The organism is Pseudomonas sp. KH_040 (genome assembly GCF_057839305.1).
This window is the reverse complement of the sequence record NZ_CM174487.1, coordinates 6,645,474-6,665,533: the sequence shown is the minus strand read 5'-3', so window position 1 is coordinate 6,665,533 and position 20,060 is coordinate 6,645,474. Positions and strand designations below refer to the sequence as shown.

Genomic DNA, 20,060 nt, shown 5'->3' with positions numbered 1-20,060 from the left:
CTGCCGAAGGCTCGGGCCGCGATCGGACGATCTTTTGATTTTGATTTTTAAAAACAAGATCAAAAGATCGCAGCCTTCGGCAGCGCCTACAGGGGATCGGTGTACAACCCACGCTCAGGCGTAGGACAGGGATTTCTCTTCCAGCAATTCCTGATACAGCTCCGTCCACTTGCGGCCCATGTCATCGGCGGTGAATAACTGCCGGTAACGTGCTTCGGCTTTCACCCCCATGGCAGCGGCGCGGACCGGGTCTTCCCATAGCGTGCGCATCGCCTCGCGAAATGCCTGTGGATGACTGGGCGGGACCACCAGCCCGGTTTCGTTGTGAATATTGATGTAGCTGGTGCCGGTGCCAATCTCGCTGGAAATCATCGGTTTGCCGTACATCGCACCTTCCAGCAGAGAAATGCCGAACGCTTCCGAGCGCAGGTGCGACGGGAAAACAATCGCGTAGCTCAGTTGCAGCAGTGCGACTTTGTCTTCGTCACCCAGGCGCCCGAGGAAATGAATGTTACGCAGGCCCAGCGCCTGCGCCTGTGCGTGCAGTTCCAGTTCCAATGGCCCGGCGCCGACAATGACCACGGGATAGTCCACGTCTTTCAGGGCCTCCAGCAAAATGTGCAGGCCTTTGTAGTAACGCATCACGCCGACAAACAGGAAAAACTTATCCCCAAGCTGCTGGCGCCAGCGATTTATCCGTTCGGCATCAGGCTGTGGATAACCGGCCTTGTTCAAACCGTAGGGAATCACTCGGGTCTTGTCCTGGAATTGCTGCAACACGTCGCTGGTGTGCAGATAGTTCGGCGAAGCGGCAACGATACGGTCGGCGCTGGCGAGGAAGCGGTTCATCAGCGGGCGATAGAGTTTGAGAAGGTGTTTCTGGCGAATGATGTCCGAGTGGTAGGTCACCACACTCGGTTTATTCGTCGCGCTAGCGAAATGCACCAGGTCCATGAACGGCCACGGGAAGTGGTAGTTGATCACATCCGCCTCGGCCGCCAGTTCGCGAAACTGTTTGAACACGCTCCAGGAAAAACCGGTGGAGGCGAACTGGATGTCGAGTTTGGCGCGGTGCACTTCGTGCTGACCGAGTTGCACCACGGGGGGATTCGGGTCGGCGCTGAGTGTCAGCACCTGGCCGTCGATACCGTGCTGAGCGCCGCTCTCGCAGAGTTGGAAGATCACTTGCTCAATGCCGCCGACCGAGTCAGGCAGGTACGTCTTGAAAAAATGAAGAACTCGCATTCAACCTCCCATGGCCTGACGGTAGGCACCGGCCGTGGCCTGTGCACAACGCTCCCAGGAAAAAAGCCGTGACTGCTGCAACCCGGCTTCTTGGCATGCCTGCCAATGCGCTTGATCGTCGATCAGTCGGCTCAGCGCATCGCGCAGGCCTTCTGCATCGTCAGCTTCAATATAGTTGCCCGCCGCACCCGCGACTTCCGGCATCGCCGAAGAACGCGTGAGCAGCACCGGCGTGCCGCTGGCCATGGCCTCCAGTACCGGCAGACCAAAACCTTCATACAGTGACGGAAAAATCAGCGCCCGCGCGCCGGCCAGCAATTGCGCGACCTGTTCATCGGGCAAATAACCGAGCAGGCACACATGCCCGCTGGCCAGCGCCTGACGCAGGGGTTCGCTGAACTGTTCGCGCTCCCAGCCGGCCATGCCGACGATCAACAGTGGAAAGCGCTGGCGCACCGCCTCCGGCAGCAGGGCATGGGCGCGTAGGGCCAGGCCAAGGTTCTTGCGCGGCTCCAGCGTGCCCACGCAAAGAAAATATTCCCGCGCCGCCACCGCATGAGCCTTGAGCACCGCGTCAATGGCGCACGCTTCGCGCGGATGAAAGCGCTTGGCGACCCCCAGTGGTGCCACCACAAAACGCTCGGCAGGCAGGCCGAAATACGCTTGAGCTTCGTCGGCAATGGCTTGCGAGTCGGTGAGAATTACTTGGGCTTGCTGCACACCCACGGCCAATCGACGTTCGATTTCCTTGAGTCGCGCCGCAGGCTGGGTCTCAGGGAAATGCAGGTGCGTCAGGTCATGCAGGGTGATCACGGTCGGGCCGTCGAAGGCCAGTGGCCACAGGCTTGGTTCGTGATAGAGGTCGATGCCTTGCGCGCGGCCCTGATCGAAGCGTTTCTGCTCCAGCCAGCGGCGCGCCTGATAGGCCCCGGGGATCTGCCGCAGCAGCGGTGTCAGGCGCGAGTAACCGGGCATGGCCGCTTCCGGCAATGCCGAGCTCCAGCCCCAGCCGTGGAACAGCGTCACGTCAATGTCGGGCTCACTGCGCAAGGCGTTGACCAGTTCGGCAACGTAATGGCCGATGCCGGTGCGCGGTGCCTGGAGAATGCGCGCGTTAAGAGCAATGCGCATGCTGACTCTCGGGGGCAGGCATCGCTGCATTCAAGTTGCGTTCAATACGTTCGACCAATTGGGCGCTCGCTTCACGCCAGCTCAACCAGCGCCAATGTTCGAGGCTCAGCGTTGACGGAAACTCGCCGGAGCGCTCCATGCCGGTCACCAGATCAGTCAGACTCTGTGGATTCGTCAGGTCGAAATACGCCATGTAGTCGCCGCCGATCTCGCGAAACACCGGGATGTCGCTGGCCATTGCCGGTAACTGGCGTTGCATGGCTTCCACCAGTGGCAAGCCGAAACCTTCGACATGGGACGGAAACACCAGCGCCGTGGCGTGAGAGTAGGCGTGCTCAAGACTTTTGTCCGAGAGCGAGTTGTACATGAACAAGCGTCGGTTCAGCTCGGGATGCTGGCGGATTCGTTCGATCAGTGCGTCGCACTTCCAGCCGATCTTGCCGACGATGCATAACCGCGCTTTCGATCCTGTTGCCCAGGCGAGTTCAAACGCCTCGAGCAGGTACGCGTGGTTTTTGCGCGGCTCGATGGTGCTGACCATGAGAAACACCGGGTCCTTGGTCTGGAACATGTCCAGCAGGCCACGGTCGACCTTGGCATCGGCCTCACTCAAGTCCAGTTCGGAGCCGAGGTGGAAATAATCAAACCAGCGCTGCCCGACCTGTTGCGTGCCGATCCGGCGCAGCATTTCCTTGCGCACCTGATCGCGGATCGTGGTCGAGATCGCGACATAACCATCAGCGGTGCGCGCGATCCAGTCGAACCAGTCGTTGAACACTTTGACCAGTCCGGCATCGCAAAACTGCGGGTGGGTCAGGGGGATCAGGTCATAAATCACCGAAATGATGCCCACGCCCTCACGCTTGAGTTGCTCGGCGAGGGGGAAAAAGTTGGCGTGCCAGGACGAGTCGAGCAGCACCAATTGATCGCCCCCCCGGTGGACCAGCGGGATGCAGCGCTCGGGAATCTGTTGGCCCTTGAGGACGCGCTCTAGCAGGCGCATGGGCAAGCTGAAACAGGCGAATGCCGTGAGTCGGCAGCCGACGTACAGCACCCGACGGGTGAAATGCGACTGGTTGAACGGCCAGCGTCGCTCCACCGCTCGGTGACGTAGCCAGAAGGCGTTGGCCCACTGTTCCAGTTTCACCCGCAGACCCATCAGGTCGAGCTTCGGGGACTTCAGCGGCGCCAGACTTTTAACTTCATACAAACCGCCATCGATCATCACCACCGGGATGCATTCGAGGGTGTCATCGGCCGTCGGCAATTGCTGAATGACGTTGCGTACAACACGTTGAATGCCCGAGTTGGCGGAGGGATGTTCGAAAACGTAAGTGCACTCCACCAGCAATCGTGTCATCGCAAGATCTCCGTATCAGGCGTTTTTAAAAGGTTTTCACTGGAACGGGTGATTTCGGTCCGGGCTTGTAACCAGGAGCAGCCGACAAAGTCTTCCTGGCGATTGTTGATCACGTGGAAGATCAAACCATAATCGCGCCACTCGAAGTTGCGATCCAGGTGCGAATCCAGACGTGACAGGCTCAACGCCACGGAGTAGTTACCCTTGCCCAGACGCATGTCGAAAGCGAAGCGAAAGGTCACGCGTTCGCCGGCACTCAGCTCGGTAATGGCTTTGTCGAGGCGATGGGTGTTGATGCCATAAATGGCCTGGCCCAGACGATCCTTGATCATGAAGCCGAGAATCAGCCGCTCGATGTCTTCACGAATTTCGGTCTGCACTTCCAGCACCACAGGCTGACCGACCTCCGCGACTTCAAGGCTGCGTCCTTGCTCATCGAGCAGGCGCACGCTGAGAATCGCTGCTTCACCGGTGCCGGAAATGGTCTGTACCTGGCCATTGGCGAGCATCTCCTGGCGCACCGTTTGGCCTTCGCGCTGGGCCAGCATGGCGTTGTAGTAGTCCATGACTTCTTCGGGTTTGCCACGCATGGCCAGACGTCCGTTCTCCAGGAGAATCGCGGTGTCGCAGATCGATTGAATGGCCGAGCGGTCATGGGACACGATCAGCAGGGTCGTACCGGCTTTGCGGAAGCTGCGGATGCGCTCGAAACTTTTATGCTGGAAATACGCATCACCGACCGACAGCGCTTCGTCGACGATCAGGATGTCCGGACGCCGCGCGGTCGCGACACTGAACGCCAGGCGCATCTGCATGCCGCTGGAATAGGTACGCACCGGATGATCGATGGCGTCGCCGATTTCGGCAAAGCTTTCGATTTGCGGCATCAACGCTTCGATCTCTTCGACCTGCATGCCCAGCAACTGACCGGCCATGACAGCGTTCTGCCGACCGGTAAAGTCCGGGTGAAAACCCATGCCCAATTCCAGCAACGCGGCCACGCGGCCTTGCAGATGGATCTGTCCACAGGTCGGTTGGGTGGTGCCGGTGATCATTTTCAGCAGGGTACTTTTGCCCGCGCCGTTGACGCCGACGATGCCAACCGCTTCACCGGGTTTGATCTCGAAATCGACGTCTTGCAAGACCCAGTGCAGGTGATGGCGGTTCGGCGAGAACGGCACCAGCCATTCCAGCAAGCGACTCCAGCGATTCGGATATTGTTTATAGGCTTTGGCCAGGCCAGTAACGCGTATGTGTCCCATCAGAGTTCGTCCACCATTTCACCGACTCGTTGACGGAACAGGCGCAACGCCATGGTGCAGAGCAGCAGACCGATGATCAGCAGCGGTGTCAGTGACGACCACTGCGGCCATTGGTTGTAAAGGAACACGTTCTGGTAGCTGGTCATCAGCGCCGTCATCGGGTTCAGGCTGATGACGTGCTGGATGCCTGACGGCAGGATCGAAAGCGGGTAAACGATGGGCGTCAGCCAGAACCAGAACTGCAGGCAGATGCCGAACATCTGCCCGACATCGCGAAAGAACACATTGAGAATCCCGAGCAGCATCCCCAGCCCCGCGGCAAAGATCACTTGCACGATCAACAGCGGTATCAGCGCCAGCAGGGCCATGCCGGGCAGGCGGCCGCTGATCAGCAGAAAGCCGAAGAACAGCCCGAGAATGATCGCAAAATTGATACCGGCGTTGAGCAGGGTAATCACCGGCAGGCAAATGCGCGGGAAGCTGATTTTCTTCAGCAGGTTGGCGTTTTCCAGAAACATGCTCTGGCTGCGCGTGGTGATTTCCGCGAACAGACCCCACGTCAGCAGGCCGGCGCAGAGATAGACGCTGTAGGCCAAGCCATCGTCCACGCCCGGCAGACGGGCGCGCATGATCTGGGAAAAGATCACCGTGTACACAACAATCATCGACAACGGGTTGAGTACAGTCCACAGCGCGCCGAACAACGAGTTGCGATAACGTGATTGAAACTCCCGCTTGACGCTACCGAGGATGAATCCGCGATAACTGCGCATTGAGCGGTAAAGGGAAAGCAGCATTCAAACCGTCCTGCCGTATTGGTCTTCGAAGCGGACGATGTCGTCCTCTCCCAGGTATTCGCCGCTTTGTACTTCGATGATCACCAGATCGATCACCCCGGGGTTTTCCAGGCGATGGCGGTGGCCGGCAGCGATGAACGTCGATTCGTTTTTCGCCACCAAGTGGGTACCGGTACCATTGTTGGTAACCTTGGCCATGCCTTCGACGACCACCCAGTGTTCGTTACGGTGATGGTGCATTTGCAGAGACAGCTTGCCGCCGGGCTTGACCACAATGCGCTTGATCTTGAAGCGCGGGCCCTCCTCGAGCACGGTGTAGGTGCCCCATGGCCGACTCACCGTGCGGTGCAGACGGTAGGCTTCGTGGGATTTGTCCTTGAGCTGCTTGGCCACTCGTCGCACGTCCTGCGCACGATCAGCGTGAGCGACCAGTACGGCGTCGGCGGTGTCGATGACGATCAGGTTGTCCACGCCGACGGCAGCCACCAGCCGACCTTCGCTTTGAACGAAGTTATTGTGGCTGTCGATGAAAATCGCTTCGCCGCTGGCACGATTGTTATCGGCATCGGCCGGTACCAGAGCCGCGACGGCGCCCCAGGAACCGATATCGCTCCAGTCGAACCCGGCGGGTACCACGACGACTTTTTCCGAGCGCTCCATCAACGCGTAGTCGATGGAGATGTCGGTGATCTCGGCGAACAGCGCTGGCGACAGTTCCTGTTGCAGGCAGCCGACAGTTTCCAGCGGGGCGCTAGCCGCCATGCAGGCACGGGTCTGTTCCAGCAACTGCGGCGCATGCAGTTGCAACTCGGCCAGCACACTTGCGGTCGTGAAGCAGAACATCCCTGAGTTCCACAGGAAGTTGCCGCTTTCCAGATAATGCGTGGCGGTTTGCAGGTCGGGTTTCTCGACGAAACGCTGCACTTTCGCAGCGCCTCTGGCGTCGAGTGGCGCGCCAGTCTCGATGTAGCCGAAGCCGGTTTCCGGGGCGGTCGGCGTCACACCGAAGGTCACCAGATAACCGTCCTTCGCCAGATTGACCGCGTGTTCGACGGCACTTTTCAGCGCGTCCTGATTGACGATCAAATGGTCGGCCGGCATCACCACCATGATCGCGTCGTCACCGTGCAGCGCTTGCAGCGACAACGCGGCAGCAGCGATGGCCGGGGCAGTGTTGCGGCCGGTCGGCTCCAGCAGGAAATGCCCGCGATGACGCGAGACATGGGCGGCGCAATAGTGATCCTTGCTCTGGAAGTAGTACTCGCGGTTAGTCACCGTGACAATGTCGCCCCAACCGTCCAGCAACGCGGCGGCACGCTGGTAGGTCTTGCCCAGCAGCGACTGGCCGTCGGGCAGGGTCATGAACGGCTTGGGATGGCCCTCGCGGGACACCGGCCACAAACGAGTGCCGGCACCGCCGGACAGAATCACGGGAATCAGCATGGCCTACTCCTTGGCGACGCGTTTCATGTCCGCATCCATCATCATGCGGATCAAGGTATCCAGGTCGGTTTTCGGCTTCCAGCCCAGCACACGCTGAGCCTTGGCTGGATTGCCGAGCAGCACTTCAACTTCGGCCGGGCGGAAAAACGCCGGGTCGATCTTCACGTAGTCGCGGTAGTTGAGGCCGACGTGATCGAAGGCGATGCGGCACATTTCACGCACCGTGGTGGTGACGCCAGTGGCGACAACAAAATCGTCGGGTTTGTCCTGTTGCAGCATCAGCCACATGGCTTCGACGTAGTCACCGGCAAAGCCCCAATCGCGCTTGGCGTCGATGTTGCCCAGGGCCAGTTCGTGCTGTTTGCCCTGTTTGATGCGCGCCGCGGCATCGGTGACTTTGCGCGTCACGAATTCGATGCCGCGCAGCGGTGATTCGTGGTTGAAGAGGATGCCGCTGCTGGCGTGCAGGTTGAAACTTTCGCGGTAGTTGACGGTGATCCAGTGGCCATACAGTTTGGCCACGCCGTACGGGCTGCGGGGGTAGAACGGCGTGTTTTCATCCTGCTGTTCAGCCTGGATCAGACCGAACATTTCGCTGGTCGATGCCTGATAAAACCGGGTATGCGGGCTGAACTGGCGGATCGCTTCGAGCAGGTGGGTAACGCCCAGACCATCGACGATGCCAGTCGTCACCGGTTGATTCCACGACGCGGCGACAAAGCTCTGCGCGGCGAGGTTATAGACCTCGTCCGGCGCCGATTGAATGACTGCACGCTGTACCGAACAGGCATCGGCCATGTCCCCGTCCAGATAGACGATGTCGGCTTCGACCCCCATCTCGCGCAGACGCCAGCGCGAATCGCTGCTGCGCCGTGCCACGAGGCCGTAAACCTTGTAGCCCTTGCCGAGCAACAACTTGGCCAGATATGCGCCGTCCTGGCCGGTGATGCCTGTGATCAATGCACTTTTTGTCATTCTTGTCGTACTCGCGTCTCCCAGTCGGACAGGATCGCCCGCAGGGATTGTTGTGTTGTGATTTCAGGCGTCCATCCTGTGGTCTGGGTCAGCCGGTTATGGCTGCCACAAACGCGACGCTGATCGGCACGCCGCATGCGCGCAGGGTCTTGAACCAGTTGCATGTCGACTTCGGCGAGATCGCCGAGCTGCTCGATCAGGCTGCGAATGCTTTGCTCGCGGCCCGAGCAGATGTTGTAGACCTGTCCTGACGTGCCTTTTTCCAGCAGCGCGAAGTAGGCCGATATCACATCGCCGACATCGAGGAAATCTCGCGTCACATCGATGTCGCCAACCTCCAGTTGCGGCGCTTGAAGGCCCTGTTTGATGCGACTTATCTGGCGGGCGGCACTGGCGATGACAAAGCTTTCTTTCTGGCCGCTGCCGATGTGGTTGAACGGACGCGCTACCAACACCGGCCAGCCTTCACTCAGGCCCCATTGCAGGCTGAGAAACTCCGCCGAGAGTTTGCTCACCGCGTAAGGATTGCGCGGGCAGGGCGACTGTTGCTCGCTGATCGGCAGATCGCTCTCGCCGACTTGACCGTAGACATCGCCGGAGCTGACGTAGAGGAAGGTGCCGGCAAAGCCCCGCGCCTTGAGCGCCTGCAGCAGATTGAGGGTGCCGAAAAGATTGATGTCGAAGGTACGCGCCGGATCACGGAACGCTTCCGGGACGAAGGTCTGCCCGGCCAGATGAATTACCGCGTCGGGCATCTGCGGCCACAGATCACGGAGGCTGTCAGCATTCGTGAGGTCGTAGGGCGAGGCGGCAGGCAGCAGCTCCCACGGCGAATCAGGCAATGCCAGACGCGATTGAATATGTTGTCCCACGAATCCACTGAGACCCGTGACGAACAGACGCTTTTTCAAACAGCGACCCCTTGGTCTTGAACTTGCGCCACTTTCTCACAGGCTTTAAGGAGAGGTCTGTCAGACCGGAGGAAAAACCGGGTGAGAGACGGGCGAAGTCAGTTGTTGTAGTTGTTTGTTATCAATCTGTGCCAATTGCGCAGCAATTTCAACAGGCCAAACCGTGACCGGTCAGTTCTCGTCAGCGTAGTCCGATTTATTCTCGTCGGGCGGTTCCCGGATCCTTGATGGATGTGTTTAGAATGGCCCTCGTCGCCATTCCCCCAGGTCCACCGTGGGCGTGGCGCGACCAGGGTGAAACTGACCACTAAAACAAGAACGAAGACGTGCCTGAAGATGATGGACTAGCTGCGTTATTGCGGCTTGATCCAACGCCGGGTCGTCATAGCATGAGGTTGCCGGGACGGCTGCTTCATCGTGGGATGCCATGAATTTCATTCTTTACTCGGACGTCAACGACCGCTCCATCAGCCAAAGTCTCGGGCGTCCCGAATACAGCTACTACTTCGTGCTCAAGGCTTATCGCCCGGTGCTGGAAAGCCTTGGTCGCGTGCATGTGGTCACGTCGACTGACGACGTCGATCCGCTGTATCTGCAATTGCGCCAGGCCGATCAGGAATGCCTGTTTCTTTCGTTTGCACCGCCACATAAAACCCCGATCGGCCTGCAGTGCCCGATGGTCTGCGTGATTGCCTGGGAATATGACTCGATCCCCACCGAATACGCTGGCGACGATGTGCGCCAGGACTGGCGCCAGACACTGGCCCGCCATGGCCGGGTGATTACGTTGTCCACCCACACCGCGCAGGCCATCCGTCGCAGTCTGGGTGAAGATTTCCCCGTGCTGGTATTGCCCACGCCACTGTGGGAGCGTTTCGCTCAGGTGCGGCGAGATTGTCCAAGTGTCCCGGTAAACCCCGGCACCACGCTGCAGATTAAGGGCTGCATCATCGACAGCCGTGCTCTGGGGCTGTCGGCCGATGGCTTGATCGCACCGATACTCCGCGAGCCGGAACTGCAAACACCGCAAGTGATCGAGCCCGTGCCGGAGCCGATCGCGGAACCTCCTCCGGCACTGACCCTGCGCCGGCGTGCTTTCATCACCAAGCATTACCTGATCGCGGGCTACAGAGCTGTCACGGTGGCCTCCGAACATCGACCGCTGTTTCTGCTCAAGCACAACCTGTTGCAGTGGTATCGCGAAGCCGTCAGTGATTTGCTGCCGGGCTCGGTCCGTGAGGAACACTGCGAGTTGCCTGATCCCATTGTCGAGGCAATAACGCCGGCTCCAGCTGTGAGTGAAATGCCGGTGTTGGCTGAGCACCCGCAAGCTTCGCTCCCCGACACCAGTCAGCACGTACAGATCGACGTCAGCGGCGTGGTTTACGTCAGCGTGTTCAACCCCGAGGACGGGCGCAAGAACTGGCATCACCTGATCACTGCGTTCTGCTGGGCTATGCGTGATGTCGACGACGCGACGCTGGTGCTGAAAATCACCCAAAACGATCTGTCGAGCTATTACGTTCATCTCATTACGTTGCTCTCGCAGCTGTCGCCATTCGCCTGTCGCGTGGTGGTCATGCATGGCTATCTGGAAGAGGAAGAATTTGCCCGGCTGTATGGCGCTGCGAGTTTCTACGTCAATGCGTCGCGCTGCGAAGGGTTGTGCCTGCCGTTGATGGAGTTCATGTCGTGTGCCCGCCCGGTGATTGCGCCGAACCACACCGCGATGGGTGACTACATCGACGAACGCGTTGCTTTCATCGTCAAGTCCAGCCGCGAACCGACCATCTGGCCGGAGGATCCGCGCATTCTCTATCGCACGCTGCGCCATCGTCCCGACTGGGGATCGTTGAAAACCGCCTACGAGGACAGCTACGCCATGGCCAAGAACCATCCAGAGGCTTACCAGGCGATGGCCGCTGCCGCTGCTGAGCGGATGCGTGAATACTGCGGTTTTACGCCCGTGCAGCAGCGCGCGGAGGCGTTTTTCGGTCTGAGGGCCAATAGCGAAATGACTTCGTTGGCGGTCGAGACCGGAGCGGCCTCATGCTGATCATCATTCATTCGGAAACCAACAAGAGCAATATCCAGCAGAACCTCGGCCGGCCGGAGTACAGCTATTACTTCGTGCTCAAGGAGTTTCGCCCCGTTCTCGAACGAATCGGTCAGGTGATTGAAGTCAGCAACCCTGACGAGTTAGTGGATCGTTTGTATTTCGACTGCTTGAGCCGGGGCGAGGATTGCGTCTTCCTGTCGTTCTCGCCGCCGCATCGCACGCCCATCCATTACGCATGCCCGACCATCCCGGTGTTCGCCTGGGAATTCAGCACCATCCCGACTGAAAGCTGGCAGGGCGAATCCCGTCACGATTGGCGTGTGGTGTTGCAGGCGTGTGGCCGGGCGATTACGCATTCGACATTCACGGTGAACGCGGTGCGCGACGTGATGGGGGCGGATTATCCGATCTGCGCGATCCCGGCTCCGGTGTGGGATCGCTTTGCCGCTCGCGGCGAGCAATTGGCCAAGCGTCCGGTGGTTGACCTTGTGACGCTGAACCTGCGTGGATTGCTGATCGACAGTCGTCGCACGGACTTGCGGCCGTATGGCCCACCGCGATTGCGCGAAGGCACGCCGATGTCCTTCTCAGGACCGCCAGAGGATTGCCAATTGCAGCTCGAAGGCGTGGTCTACACCTCGGTGTTCAACCCTTACGACGGCCGCAAGAATTGGCAGGATATGGTCAGCGCGTTCTGCACGACGTTTCGCGACATCAGCGATGTGACCCTGGTGCTCAAACTGACCCACCATGACATCGCCGATGCGCTGACCGACATGCTGCATCACTTGTACAAGAACCAGTCGTATCAGTGCCGGATCGTGCTGATCCATGGCTATCTGGCGGATGCCGATTACGAAGCACTGGTGCAGGCCACCAGCTACGTGGTCAACAGTTCTTACGGTGAAGGACAGTGCCTGCCGTTGATGGAGTTCATGTCCTGCGGCAAACCGGCGATTGCGCCGTTGAACACCGCGATGGCCGATTATGTGAGCAGCGATAATGCATTTATCGTCGACTTCACCGAAGAGCTCACCGCCTGGCCGCATGACCCGCGTGCGGCCTATCGCACGATGCGTTACATCACCGACTGGGATTCGCTGTGTCTGGCGTATCGCGCCAGTTATGACGTGGCAAAAACCGATGAGCAGCGTTACGCCGGGATGTCCGCCGAGGCGATTCGCAGTCTGCAGCGATTCTGTAGCCAGGCCAGCACCGAGCAGAGATTGCGCGATTTTTTTGCGCAGCCACTGCAAACCCGCGGAACGTTGCCTGCGCCAGTTACGGTCGCATGATCCGGCGTCTGCTCGCACGATGGCGTCCGGCGCGTGCCGCGCAACCGCTGTCGGCACCGTTGGCCAAGGTGTCGCCTCGCGACGTCGGTTTACATGACGCCGTGCTCGACGGTTGGTTCTTGAATGACAGCGGCGAGTTGCTCAAGGGCTTTGCGATCAGCGCTGACGATACGTTGCTGGATGTCGGTTGTGGCGAAGGCGTGGCGACACTGTTTGCCGTGCGTCAGGGCGCTTCGGTGATTTTTACCGACAGCGAACACGCCAAGGTGCGTGAACTCGCACGGCAGGTCGAAGCACAAAGCGACAAAGCCCATCTTGGGCTGGTCAGCAATAGCCTGCCGTTACCACTGGCTGACGGCTGCGCCAGTAAAGTGGTGTGCATGGAGGTGCTGGAGCACATCGATCAGCCCCAACCGTTCATGGCCGAACTGGTGCGCATGGGGCGCCCAGGTGCACAGTATCTGTTCAGCGTGCCGGCACCGGTGGGCGAACACTTGCAAAAAGGCATCGCCCCGGACAGTTACTATCAGTCTCCCAATCATGTGCAGATTTTCACCCCGGAGCGCTTCGCTGCGCTGGTAGAAGAGGCTGGCCTGGTGATCGAACATCGCCAGGCCAGCGGATTCTTCTGGGTGATGGGCATGATTTTTTTCTGGGCCGGCGAACGGGCTGCAGGGCGTGATCCGGGCGGTGCGGTGCGTGACCGGATTCAGGAGCCCTTCATGCCGTTGATGGAGAACTGGGCCGAGACCTGGCAGGACCTGCTCGCTCAGCCGGGCGGGCTGGCGATCAAGCAGACGCTTGACCGCTTCATGCCCAAGAGCCAGGTGATCATCGCCCGCAAGCCATCGGGTGTGGGGGAGGCACCATGAGCAGCAAGCGGATCATGGACATTGAAGTGCTGCGCGCAATTGCCGTATTGGGCGTGTTGTTCCATCACTTGCAGGGCAGTCTGTTTACCGATGTCGTGCCGTCGCTGGAAAAGATCCATGCCTGGGCGCAGCCGTGGTGGGGCGTTGATCTGTTTTTCGCCATCTCCGGTTTTGTTATTGCCCGAAGCCTGATCCCGGCGCTGCAAGGCTGTACAACCCGCCAGGAGTATTGGCAGCAGACGCGCAATTTCTGGCTTCGCCGGGTTTTTCGGTTACTGCCGTCGGCCTGGTTATGGCTGGCGCTGATGTTGCTGGCGTGCGTGTTTCTCAATCGTTCGGGGGCGTTCGGTACGTTGTCGGCCAACCTGCAAGCAACGTTGGCCGGGGTGTTGCAGTACGCCAACTTCCGGTTTGCCGACAGCTTCTTTCGCTACGAGTACGGCAGCAGTTTCGTCTACTGGAGCCTGTCGCTGGAGGAGCAGTTCTACCTGCTGTTCCCGCTGCTGATTATGCTCTGTCGCAAACATCTGGTCTGGGCATTGCTGGCGCTGGTCGCGGTGCAGATTTTCACCCTGCGCACGCCGTTGTTGATGGTGGTGCGTACTGATGCGCTGGCCCTCGGTGTATTGCTGGCAATGTGGAGTGCGCAGCCGAGTTATCAACGTTGGCGGCCGAATTTTCTCGCTCGGCCATGGGTCGGAATTTCGGCATTGATGCTGATCGGCGCGCTGTTGAGTTTCATGGCCACCGATCGCTTCACGTTCGCCTGGTACCGTATCGGTTCAATTGCCGTACTGAGCGCAATACTGGTGTGGATCGCATCGTACAACCGCAATTACCTGATGCCCGCTGGCGCGATGCAGCGGCTGCTGGGGTGGATCGGTAGCCGGTCCTATGGCATCTACCTGATTCACATACCCGCTTATCAATTGGTGCGTGAACTGATCTTTCGCTTGCAGAGCGCCGGTCTGCCCAGCCCTGCCGGCCACCCGGTGCTGACGCTGCTGATCGCTTTCGGCCTGATCGTGTTGCTCAGCGAACTCAATTACCGCTGGGTCGAAATGCCCATGCGCAACCGTGGTGCCGCGCTCGTGCGCCGCCTCGGTACGTCCCGATCCACCGTCCCGTCCTCTGGAGCCACCTCATGCTGAGCCTACTGAAGAAACTCACGGCGGCGACGCCAGCACCGGTCCCCGCGCAGGCAGTGGAGCCGGTCGCCAGCAAGGTCGATCCGTACATGCTCGGCTTGTACGATGCCAAGCTCAGTGGCTGGTTCAACCAGGAAACCAACGAGCTGTTCAAAGGTTTCGTGGTGTCTGCCGAGGACACGCTGCTTGATGTCGGCTGCGGTGATGGCGGCAACGTGCATTTTTGCGGCATGCGCGGGGCGAAGATCATCATCGCCGACATCGACGGGGCCAAGGTCGAAGCGACTCGTCAGCGCCTGAGCGATACGCCGGCACGGGACATCGAATGTCACGTCACCGATTGCAATCCGTTGCCGATCGCCGACGGCACTGCAACGCGCGTGGTCTCCACCGAAGTCATCGAGCATGTCGACGATCCGGCACAGTTCCTCGCCGAACTGGTGCGTGTCGGCAAACCGGGCGCCTTGTACCTGCTGAGCGTGCCGCACCCGAGTTCTGAAGACCTGCAAAAAGACATCGCCGCGCCCCAGTACTTCCAGAAGCCCAATCACATTCGCATCATCAGCGAAGAGCAGTTCAAGGCACTGGTCAGCGAGGCCGGGCTGGAGATCGTCAGCCATAGTCAGTACGGCTTTTACTGGTCGATGTGGATGCTGTTGTTCTGGGAAGCCAAGGTCGATTTCAGCAACCCGGATCATCCGCTGCTCAATCACTGGGCCGAGACTTGGCAAGCGGTGCTGGACTCGCCGCGTGGTGCGCAGATCAAACAGGCGCTGGACGCGGTGGTTGCGAAAAGCCAAGTCATCATTGCCCGCAAACCCGCCGCACCCGTGTAGGAGCTGCGGCACGCTGCGATCTTTTGATTTTGATCCTGAAAAACAAGATCAAAAGATCGCAGCCTCGTTTTACTCGACAGCTCCTACAGGGGTTTTGTGTAACCTTGCAGCCTTGTGGTGTCAGGGGGCTGGAAGGTATGCGGTTTATTGTGGGTCTGTTTTTGGGCATCGTTATCGCGGGTTGCGAGCAACACGACGCGCGCCCTCTCGACCAACAACTCTACATCTGGCAACGCCAATGGACGCCGGCCCACGAGGTAGCGCTGCGTGACAGTCGCCAGGATTTCTCGACGCTGCGCGTGCTGGCGCTGCAAGCCTTTCCAAATGCCGGATGGAGCCGGGCGCGGATCGATGCGCCGTTATTGATAGCCGACGGCCGTCCTTTGATCGCAGTGATTCGTCTCGATGGGCAGTTGAAGGCGCTGGATCAGGATCAGCTCACCACGCAGATTCTGCAGGTGCTTGCCGATTGGCAGGCGCAAGGTCTTGTATTGAGCGGCGTCGAGATTGATCACGATGCCGGTAACGCACGTTTGCTGGCCTACGCTGAATTCCTCGAACATTTGCGCTCGGCATTGCCGACGTCTCTGCCTTTGAGCATCACGGCACTTCCGGCCTGGCTCGACAGTGCGCAATTGCCGACACTCCTGCAAACCGTCGACAGCAGCGTGCTGCAAGTCCACGCCGTCAGCGATCCGCGTCGGGGTCTGTTCGATCCTGATCAGGCGTTGAAGTGGGCCAAGGCCTGGGCGCGGATTACCGACAAACCTTTTTTTCTCGCGCTGCCGGCTTACGGTGTGGCGCTGTTGCCGGACGATGGCGGGGCGCCGGTGGTGGAAAGCGAAGTACAACTTGAGCGGGGCGGTGAGCGCCAGGAATTGCTCGCAGATCCGCAGCAATTGCGCCAACTTGGCAAGGCCTTGCGCGAAGACCCACCGGCGCATCTGGCCGGTCTGATCTGGTTCCGCCTGCCGCTGGCCACTGACCGCCGCGCCTGGAGTCTGACCACCCTTGCGGCGGTCGCACGGGGTGATCAACTGAACAGTCAGCTCGGCGTGACGCTGAGCGAGTTCGACGGCCTCTACGACATCAAACTCGACAATCCCGGCAACCTCGACAGTGCCTGGCCTGCGCGGATCATTCTCAAGGCGAAAAACTGTGAAGGCGCCGATGCGCTCGCCGGTTACTCGTTGCAACAAAGCCCGGATCTGCTTACCTTCACCCGCCTGCGCGACGGCCGCTTGCCGGCGGGTGGGCAGCGCGTCATCGGTTGGGCGCGTTGCGCCAATATTGATCAAGGAGGTTCGCATGTTGACCCGTAACTGGCCCCGCCATCTGCTCTGCCTGAGCCTCTGCCTGCCGCTGGGTTCGGCGTTCGCCTGCGGGCCGGATTTCCCCATGCGCCTGCTCGACAATCGTGGGCAGACCCTGGCGGATCTGCCTGAGGGCAACTTCAACTTCGAACTCAGTCGGCTCGGCAAAGCCATCGCCGGGCTGAAGAACGTCACCGCTGCAACGCACAATCCGAACGATATGTACGGTGAGGAAAACGCGGCCGCCGAGGCACGGGAGAAAGCCGAGCAGGCCGGACTGAGCCCCGAGCAGCAAGCGTTGGTCAAACAACTGCGCGGCCTGACCGATGCGCGTCAGGTCGAGGCGCAGGGCGCCGGCCTGCCGGCGGAAATCCGCTTGTACGTGGCTGGTGCAGTGGCGTTTGCCACGGGCGATCATCAACTCGCGGTCGAGTATTTCAACAAGCTGCTGACGCTGCCGGCAGATCAGCGTCCGTTGCGCAGCACGTGGGCGGCGTATTCGCTGGGCCGTACCTGGTTTGCCATGAGCAGCGAAGGCGGGGATGCGGTCGAGGCGCTGGAGCAATCGCGTGATGCGTTCCGCCAAGCCCGGCAACTGAGCATCGACGGTTTCAGCGATCCGCTGGAGTTGGGTGTTGCCAGCCTCGGTGAAGAGGCGCGAGTGTTACGCTCGGCGGGCGACTGGAACGGCGCCATCGAATTGTATGAAGCACAAAATCTGCACGGTTCTGCCGTGGGTTACACCTCGCTCAAGCAATTGATGAATGAACTGGCGGAGTTGCCCGAGGCCGAACTCGCCGATTTGCTGCAGCACAAAGCCGTGCAGCAACTGGTCACGGCATCGCTGGTGAGCCGTCAAGGCTGGTCGTTTGGCGATGAGCCGCCGAACGAGAAAAAACTGGTGAAACTGCTGCAAACCAGCACCCGCGGCAGCCTCGAAAACGCGGATCGTCTGGCGGCGATGAGTTATCAACAGGGTGATTACGCCGGTGCCAAGGCCTTTCTCGAGAACGCCGGCGACGGCGGCCTGGCGTGGTGGCTGCGGGCCAAACTGGCGGTGCGTGACGGTGACAAAAACGCCGCAGCCGCAGCCTATTCGAAAGCCGCGCAAGCCTTCCCGCAGAGCGAAGACTGGGGTTATCGCCGTACGCCGGACTGGGCGTTTGAAGCGGTTCAGCCGAAATGCCGGGTCGAGGGCGAAAGCGCGATTCTCGCGTTGCAACGTGGCGAGTACCTGCAGGCTTTCGTGCAGTTGTATCGCAGCAACAGTGTCTATTGGTTCGATGCCGCGACCGTGGCCGAGCGCGTACTGACCGTCGATGAGCTGAAAAAGTACGTCGACGATAACGTCCCGGCTCCGCCCGCGCTGACTCAACAGCAGCGTGATAACTACGTGCCGCTGCCGCTCGCCGCCAGCCTGCGCAACCTGCTCGGCCGGCGTTTGCTGCGCGAAGGGCATTACGCCGACGCGGTCGCTTATTTCGACAATCCCGACCTGCAAAACAAGGCTCGCCTCTACGGCGAACAACGGCTGAAGGCCGATGCGTCGTGGTGGCCGACCAAGCGCGCCAGTGCGCTGTATAACGCCGCGTGGACAGCGCGTGAATGGGGCATGGATATTCTCGGTTATGAGATGGCGCCGGACTACGCCACGTTCGGTGGCAACTACAGTCTGGAAAGCACGGAGCTGAAAGTCGGCCCGCTGGTGAGCGAGGCCGAAGTGCAACGTCAGGCCGCCAGCGAAGCAAAACCGGATCAGCGCTACCACTACCGTTTCGTCGCCACCGAACTGGCCGGGCGCGCCGCTGACAACCTGCCGCACACCAGTCAGGCATTCGCCGCCGTGCTGTGCAACGCGGCCGGCTGGAACAGCAGCCTGGAAGATCAGAGCGCGCTGTATCAGCGTTACATCAAGGAAGGTCCGTTCGTCCCGTGGGCGGTCGACTTCGGCAATCAGTGCCCGTACCCGGATTTCGAAAACGCTGACAAGCGTTACGTCACTCAGGTCACGGATGCCGTGCGTTCATCGCTGCGGCCGTACAAGTGGCCGGTGCAGATCGGCGTGGTTGTGCTGGTCAGCGCTGCGGCATTGCTGCTGATCACCCGTCGCCAGCGCAAGGTCCGCAAAAGCTAAGCCTGCTGGACGAACGTCAGGCGTATGGCGAAACCGATCAGCAGGCTGCCGAACAGCCATTGTTGTACGCGTTGGGCGGTTGGACTGTGTTGCAGCCAACGACCCAATGCGGCGCCGGTGAGGGCGTAGGCGCTGTCGAACAGCAGACCGACGCCAACCAGCAACATGCCGAGCACGGCGAACTGGCTCAGTACCGGTGCGCCGTCATTGACGATGAACTGCGGCAGCAGCACCGAGCAGAACAGCAGCGCTTTTGGGTTGAGCAGGTTGGTCAGCAAACCGCGTCGAACGGCTTCGCGCCATTGCCCGTGTACGTCACCAGCCTCACCCGCATTCAGGTTCGGCAGCAGAGTGCTGCGCAGGCATTGAATGCCGATCCACAACAGATACGCCGCCCCCGCCAAACGCACGACCTCGAATGTCCACGGTGCAGCCTTGAACAGCGCGGCCAGCCCCAACGCCGCCAGCGCCACGTGGCAACCGCGAGCAACGCCCAGGCCGATAGCGGTGGCCAGTGCCGCGCCGCGTCCCTGTCGCGCACCGGTTTGCAGAAGCAGGATCATGTCCGGGCCGGGTAACAGATAGATCACCGCCAATGCCAGGAAAAACAGCCAAAGACTCGCCATGTTGCCGCCCTTTCGTTGTCGATTCGGTGCGCCAAGTCTAGAGCTGAAGGGTGGGGCAGGTGCTTGCGAAGTCAGCTTCAAAAACCTTCTTGATTGGCATAATCTGCTGGTTTTCCATTGTATGACTATCGGGATCTGCCAAACATGAAACTCGACGCCTTCGATCGCAAGATTCTCGCGGCGCTGCAACGCAACGGACGCCTGAGCAATGTCGAGCTGGCGGATGAAATAGGCTTGTCGGCCTCACCGTGTCTGCGCCGGGTGCGGATGCTCGAGGAGGCCGGGGTGATTCGCGGTTATCAGGCCAATCTTGATCGCGATGAAGTCGGGCTGGGGCTGACGGTGTTTGTCGGGGTCAAGGTCGAGCGCCACAACGATGAGCAGGCCGAGGCGTTCTACCGCGCGGTGACAGCGTTGCCGGAAGTGATTTCCGCGTTTCTGGTGTCGGGGGAATCGGACTTTTTGCTGCAAGTGGTGGTGCCGGATTTACGCGCGTATGACCGCTTTCTCAGTGGTTGCCTGTTGAAGCTGCCGGGGGTGAGCGACATTCGCAGCAACTTTGCCATTCACACGGTGAAGACGCCGGGGGCGTTGCCGCTGGGGCATCTTCCCGCTTAAGACCGGGTGGGCCCCATTCGCGAGCAGCTCGCTCC

The 20,060-nt window shown here is 60.1% G+C and carries 17 protein-coding genes; 8 read left to right on the top strand and 9 right to left on the bottom strand.

The features are described from left to right. Positions 1-114: 114 nt before the first annotated feature. Genes AC3IUF_RS29840 through AC3IUF_RS29805 form a run of 8 tightly spaced genes read right to left on the bottom strand, consistent with a single transcriptional unit; the run spans position 115 to position 9,124 of the window. Positions 115-1,245, bottom strand: a complete 1,131-nt coding sequence (locus AC3IUF_RS29840) for a glycosyltransferase family 4 protein (RefSeq protein WP_123376043.1) — start codon at positions 1,243-1,245, stop codon at positions 115-117. Then, positions 1,246-2,376: a glycosyltransferase family 4 protein gene (locus AC3IUF_RS29835; RefSeq protein ID WP_007911970.1), complete on the bottom strand. Its 1,131-nt coding sequence runs from the start codon at positions 2,374-2,376 to the stop codon at positions 1,246-1,248. It lies immediately after the preceding gene. Further along, the gene (locus AC3IUF_RS29830) at positions 2,360-3,736 is read right to left on the bottom strand and encodes a glycosyltransferase family 4 protein (RefSeq protein WP_489280016.1); all 1,377 of its coding nucleotides are present in this window, start codon (positions 3,734-3,736) and stop codon (positions 2,360-2,362) included. Before AC3IUF_RS29830 ends, AC3IUF_RS29835 begins: the two co-directional genes overlap by 17 nt. Next, on the bottom strand, positions 3,733-4,998 hold the full coding sequence (locus AC3IUF_RS29825; RefSeq protein ID WP_007911975.1) for an ABC transporter ATP-binding protein: 1,266 nt from the start codon (positions 4,996-4,998) through the stop codon (positions 3,733-3,735). The genes AC3IUF_RS29830 and AC3IUF_RS29825 overlap by 4 nt, the downstream gene beginning before the upstream one ends. Next, positions 4,998-5,795 carry an ABC transporter permease gene (locus AC3IUF_RS29820; protein WP_007911978.1) on the bottom strand — a complete coding sequence of 266 codons (798 nt, stop codon included), beginning with the start codon at positions 5,793-5,795 and terminating at the stop codon, positions 4,998-5,000. The genes AC3IUF_RS29825 and AC3IUF_RS29820 overlap by 1 nt, the downstream gene beginning before the upstream one ends. Then, entirely contained in the window at positions 5,796-7,238 is a 1,443-nt protein-coding gene (locus AC3IUF_RS29815) for a mannose-1-phosphate guanylyltransferase/mannose-6-phosphate isomerase (RefSeq protein WP_007911980.1), read from the bottom strand. A gap of 3 nt (positions 7,239-7,241) precedes the next feature. Beyond that, a complete protein-coding gene (gene gmd / locus AC3IUF_RS29810) occupies positions 7,242-8,213 on the bottom strand; it encodes a GDP-mannose 4,6-dehydratase (protein ID WP_095113151.1) in 972 nt (323 codons plus the stop codon). Further along, complete coding sequence (locus tag AC3IUF_RS29805) at positions 8,210-9,124, bottom strand: GDP-mannose 4,6-dehydratase (RefSeq protein ID WP_007911984.1); 915 nt, start codon at positions 9,122-9,124, stop codon at positions 8,210-8,212. Before AC3IUF_RS29805 ends, gmd begins: the two co-directional genes overlap by 4 nt. 427 nt (positions 9,125-9,551) lie before the next feature. Between AC3IUF_RS29805 and AC3IUF_RS29800 the strand changes: the two genes are divergently transcribed. The 7 genes from AC3IUF_RS29800 to AC3IUF_RS29770 all read left to right on the top strand — a co-directional run bounded on the left by AC3IUF_RS29800 (position 9,552) and on the right by AC3IUF_RS29770 (position 18,781). Continuing rightward, complete coding sequence (locus AC3IUF_RS29800) at positions 9,552-11,180, top strand: glycosyltransferase (protein ID WP_489280014.1); 1,629 nt, start codon at positions 9,552-9,554, stop codon at positions 11,178-11,180. Continuing rightward, positions 11,174-12,478 (top strand): glycosyltransferase, encoded by a 1,305-nt coding sequence (locus AC3IUF_RS29795; protein WP_489280013.1) that lies wholly within the window; start codon positions 11,174-11,176, stop codon positions 12,476-12,478. Before AC3IUF_RS29800 ends, AC3IUF_RS29795 begins: the two co-directional genes overlap by 7 nt. Further along, complete coding sequence (locus AC3IUF_RS29790; RefSeq protein ID WP_489280011.1) at positions 12,475-13,350, top strand: class I SAM-dependent methyltransferase; 876 nt, start codon at positions 12,475-12,477, stop codon at positions 13,348-13,350. The genes AC3IUF_RS29795 and AC3IUF_RS29790 overlap by 4 nt, the downstream gene beginning before the upstream one ends. Then, positions 13,347-14,501: an acyltransferase family protein gene (locus AC3IUF_RS29785; RefSeq protein WP_007912006.1), complete on the top strand. Its 1,155-nt coding sequence runs from the start codon at positions 13,347-13,349 to the stop codon at positions 14,499-14,501. The genes AC3IUF_RS29790 and AC3IUF_RS29785 overlap by 4 nt, the downstream gene beginning before the upstream one ends. Beyond that, positions 14,495-15,334, top strand: a complete 840-nt coding sequence (locus AC3IUF_RS29780; protein WP_007912007.1) for a class I SAM-dependent methyltransferase — start codon at positions 14,495-14,497, stop codon at positions 15,332-15,334. Before AC3IUF_RS29785 ends, AC3IUF_RS29780 begins: the two co-directional genes overlap by 7 nt. A gap of 137 nt (positions 15,335-15,471) precedes the next feature. Further along, the gene (locus AC3IUF_RS29775; protein WP_489280010.1) at positions 15,472-16,656 is read left to right on the top strand and encodes a DUF3142 domain-containing protein; all 1,185 of its coding nucleotides are present in this window, start codon (positions 15,472-15,474) and stop codon (positions 16,654-16,656) included. Then, on the top strand, positions 16,643-18,781 hold the full coding sequence (locus AC3IUF_RS29770) for a hypothetical protein (RefSeq protein ID WP_489280009.1): 2,139 nt from the start codon (positions 16,643-16,645) through the stop codon (positions 18,779-18,781). Before AC3IUF_RS29775 ends, AC3IUF_RS29770 begins: the two co-directional genes overlap by 14 nt. Here AC3IUF_RS29770 and AC3IUF_RS29765 read toward each other — a convergent pair. Continuing rightward, positions 18,778-19,407, bottom strand: coding sequence for a LysE family translocator (locus tag AC3IUF_RS29765; protein ID WP_007912011.1), 630 nt, complete (start codon positions 19,405-19,407; stop codon positions 18,778-18,780). The two genes, AC3IUF_RS29770 and AC3IUF_RS29765, sit on opposite strands and share 4 nt — an antisense overlap. Before the next feature lie 144 nt (positions 19,408-19,551). Here AC3IUF_RS29765 and AC3IUF_RS29760 point away from each other — a divergent pair, with 144 nt between their 5' ends. Next, a complete protein-coding gene (locus tag AC3IUF_RS29760; protein ID WP_007912013.1) occupies positions 19,552-20,025 on the top strand; it encodes an Lrp/AsnC family transcriptional regulator in 474 nt (157 codons plus the stop codon). Positions 20,026-20,060 lie beyond the last annotated feature (35 nt).

Coding starts and splice junctions, on each gene's coding strand:
- AC3IUF_RS29840 (WP_123376043.1), bottom strand. CDS start 1,245: ATGCGAGTTCTTCATTTTTTCAAGACGTACCTGCCTGACTCGGTCGGC.
- AC3IUF_RS29835 (WP_007911970.1), bottom strand. CDS start 2,376: ATGCGCATTGCTCTTAACGCGCGCATTCTCCAGGCACCGCGCACCGGC.
- AC3IUF_RS29830 (WP_489280016.1), bottom strand. CDS start 3,736: ATGACACGATTGCTGGTGGAGTGCACTTACGTTTTCGAACATCCCTCC.
- AC3IUF_RS29825 (WP_007911975.1), bottom strand. CDS start 4,998: ATGGGACACATACGCGTTACTGGCCTGGCCAAAGCCTATAAACAATAT.
- AC3IUF_RS29820 (WP_007911978.1), bottom strand. CDS start 5,795: ATGCTGCTTTCCCTTTACCGCTCAATGCGCAGTTATCGCGGATTCATC.
- AC3IUF_RS29815 (WP_007911980.1), bottom strand. CDS start 7,238: ATGCTGATTCCCGTGATTCTGTCCGGCGGTGCCGGCACTCGTTTGTGG.
- gmd (WP_095113151.1), bottom strand. CDS start 8,213: ATGACAAAAAGTGCATTGATCACAGGCATCACCGGCCAGGACGGCGCA.
- AC3IUF_RS29800 (WP_489280014.1), top strand. CDS start 9,552: ATGAATTTCATTCTTTACTCGGACGTCAACGACCGCTCCATCAGCCAA.
- AC3IUF_RS29795 (WP_489280013.1), top strand. CDS start 11,174: ATGCTGATCATCATTCATTCGGAAACCAACAAGAGCAATATCCAGCAG.
- AC3IUF_RS29790 (WP_489280011.1), top strand. CDS start 12,475: ATGATCCGGCGTCTGCTCGCACGATGGCGTCCGGCGCGTGCCGCGCAA.
- AC3IUF_RS29785 (WP_007912006.1), top strand. CDS start 13,347: ATGAGCAGCAAGCGGATCATGGACATTGAAGTGCTGCGCGCAATTGCC.
- AC3IUF_RS29780 (WP_007912007.1), top strand. CDS start 14,495: ATGCTGAGCCTACTGAAGAAACTCACGGCGGCGACGCCAGCACCGGTC.
- AC3IUF_RS29775 (WP_489280010.1), top strand. CDS start 15,472: ATGCGGTTTATTGTGGGTCTGTTTTTGGGCATCGTTATCGCGGGTTGC.
- AC3IUF_RS29770 (WP_489280009.1), top strand. CDS start 16,643: ATGTTGACCCGTAACTGGCCCCGCCATCTGCTCTGCCTGAGCCTCTGC.
- AC3IUF_RS29765 (WP_007912011.1), bottom strand. CDS start 19,407: ATGGCGAGTCTTTGGCTGTTTTTCCTGGCATTGGCGGTGATCTATCTG.
- AC3IUF_RS29760 (WP_007912013.1), top strand. CDS start 19,552: ATGAAACTCGACGCCTTCGATCGCAAGATTCTCGCGGCGCTGCAACGC.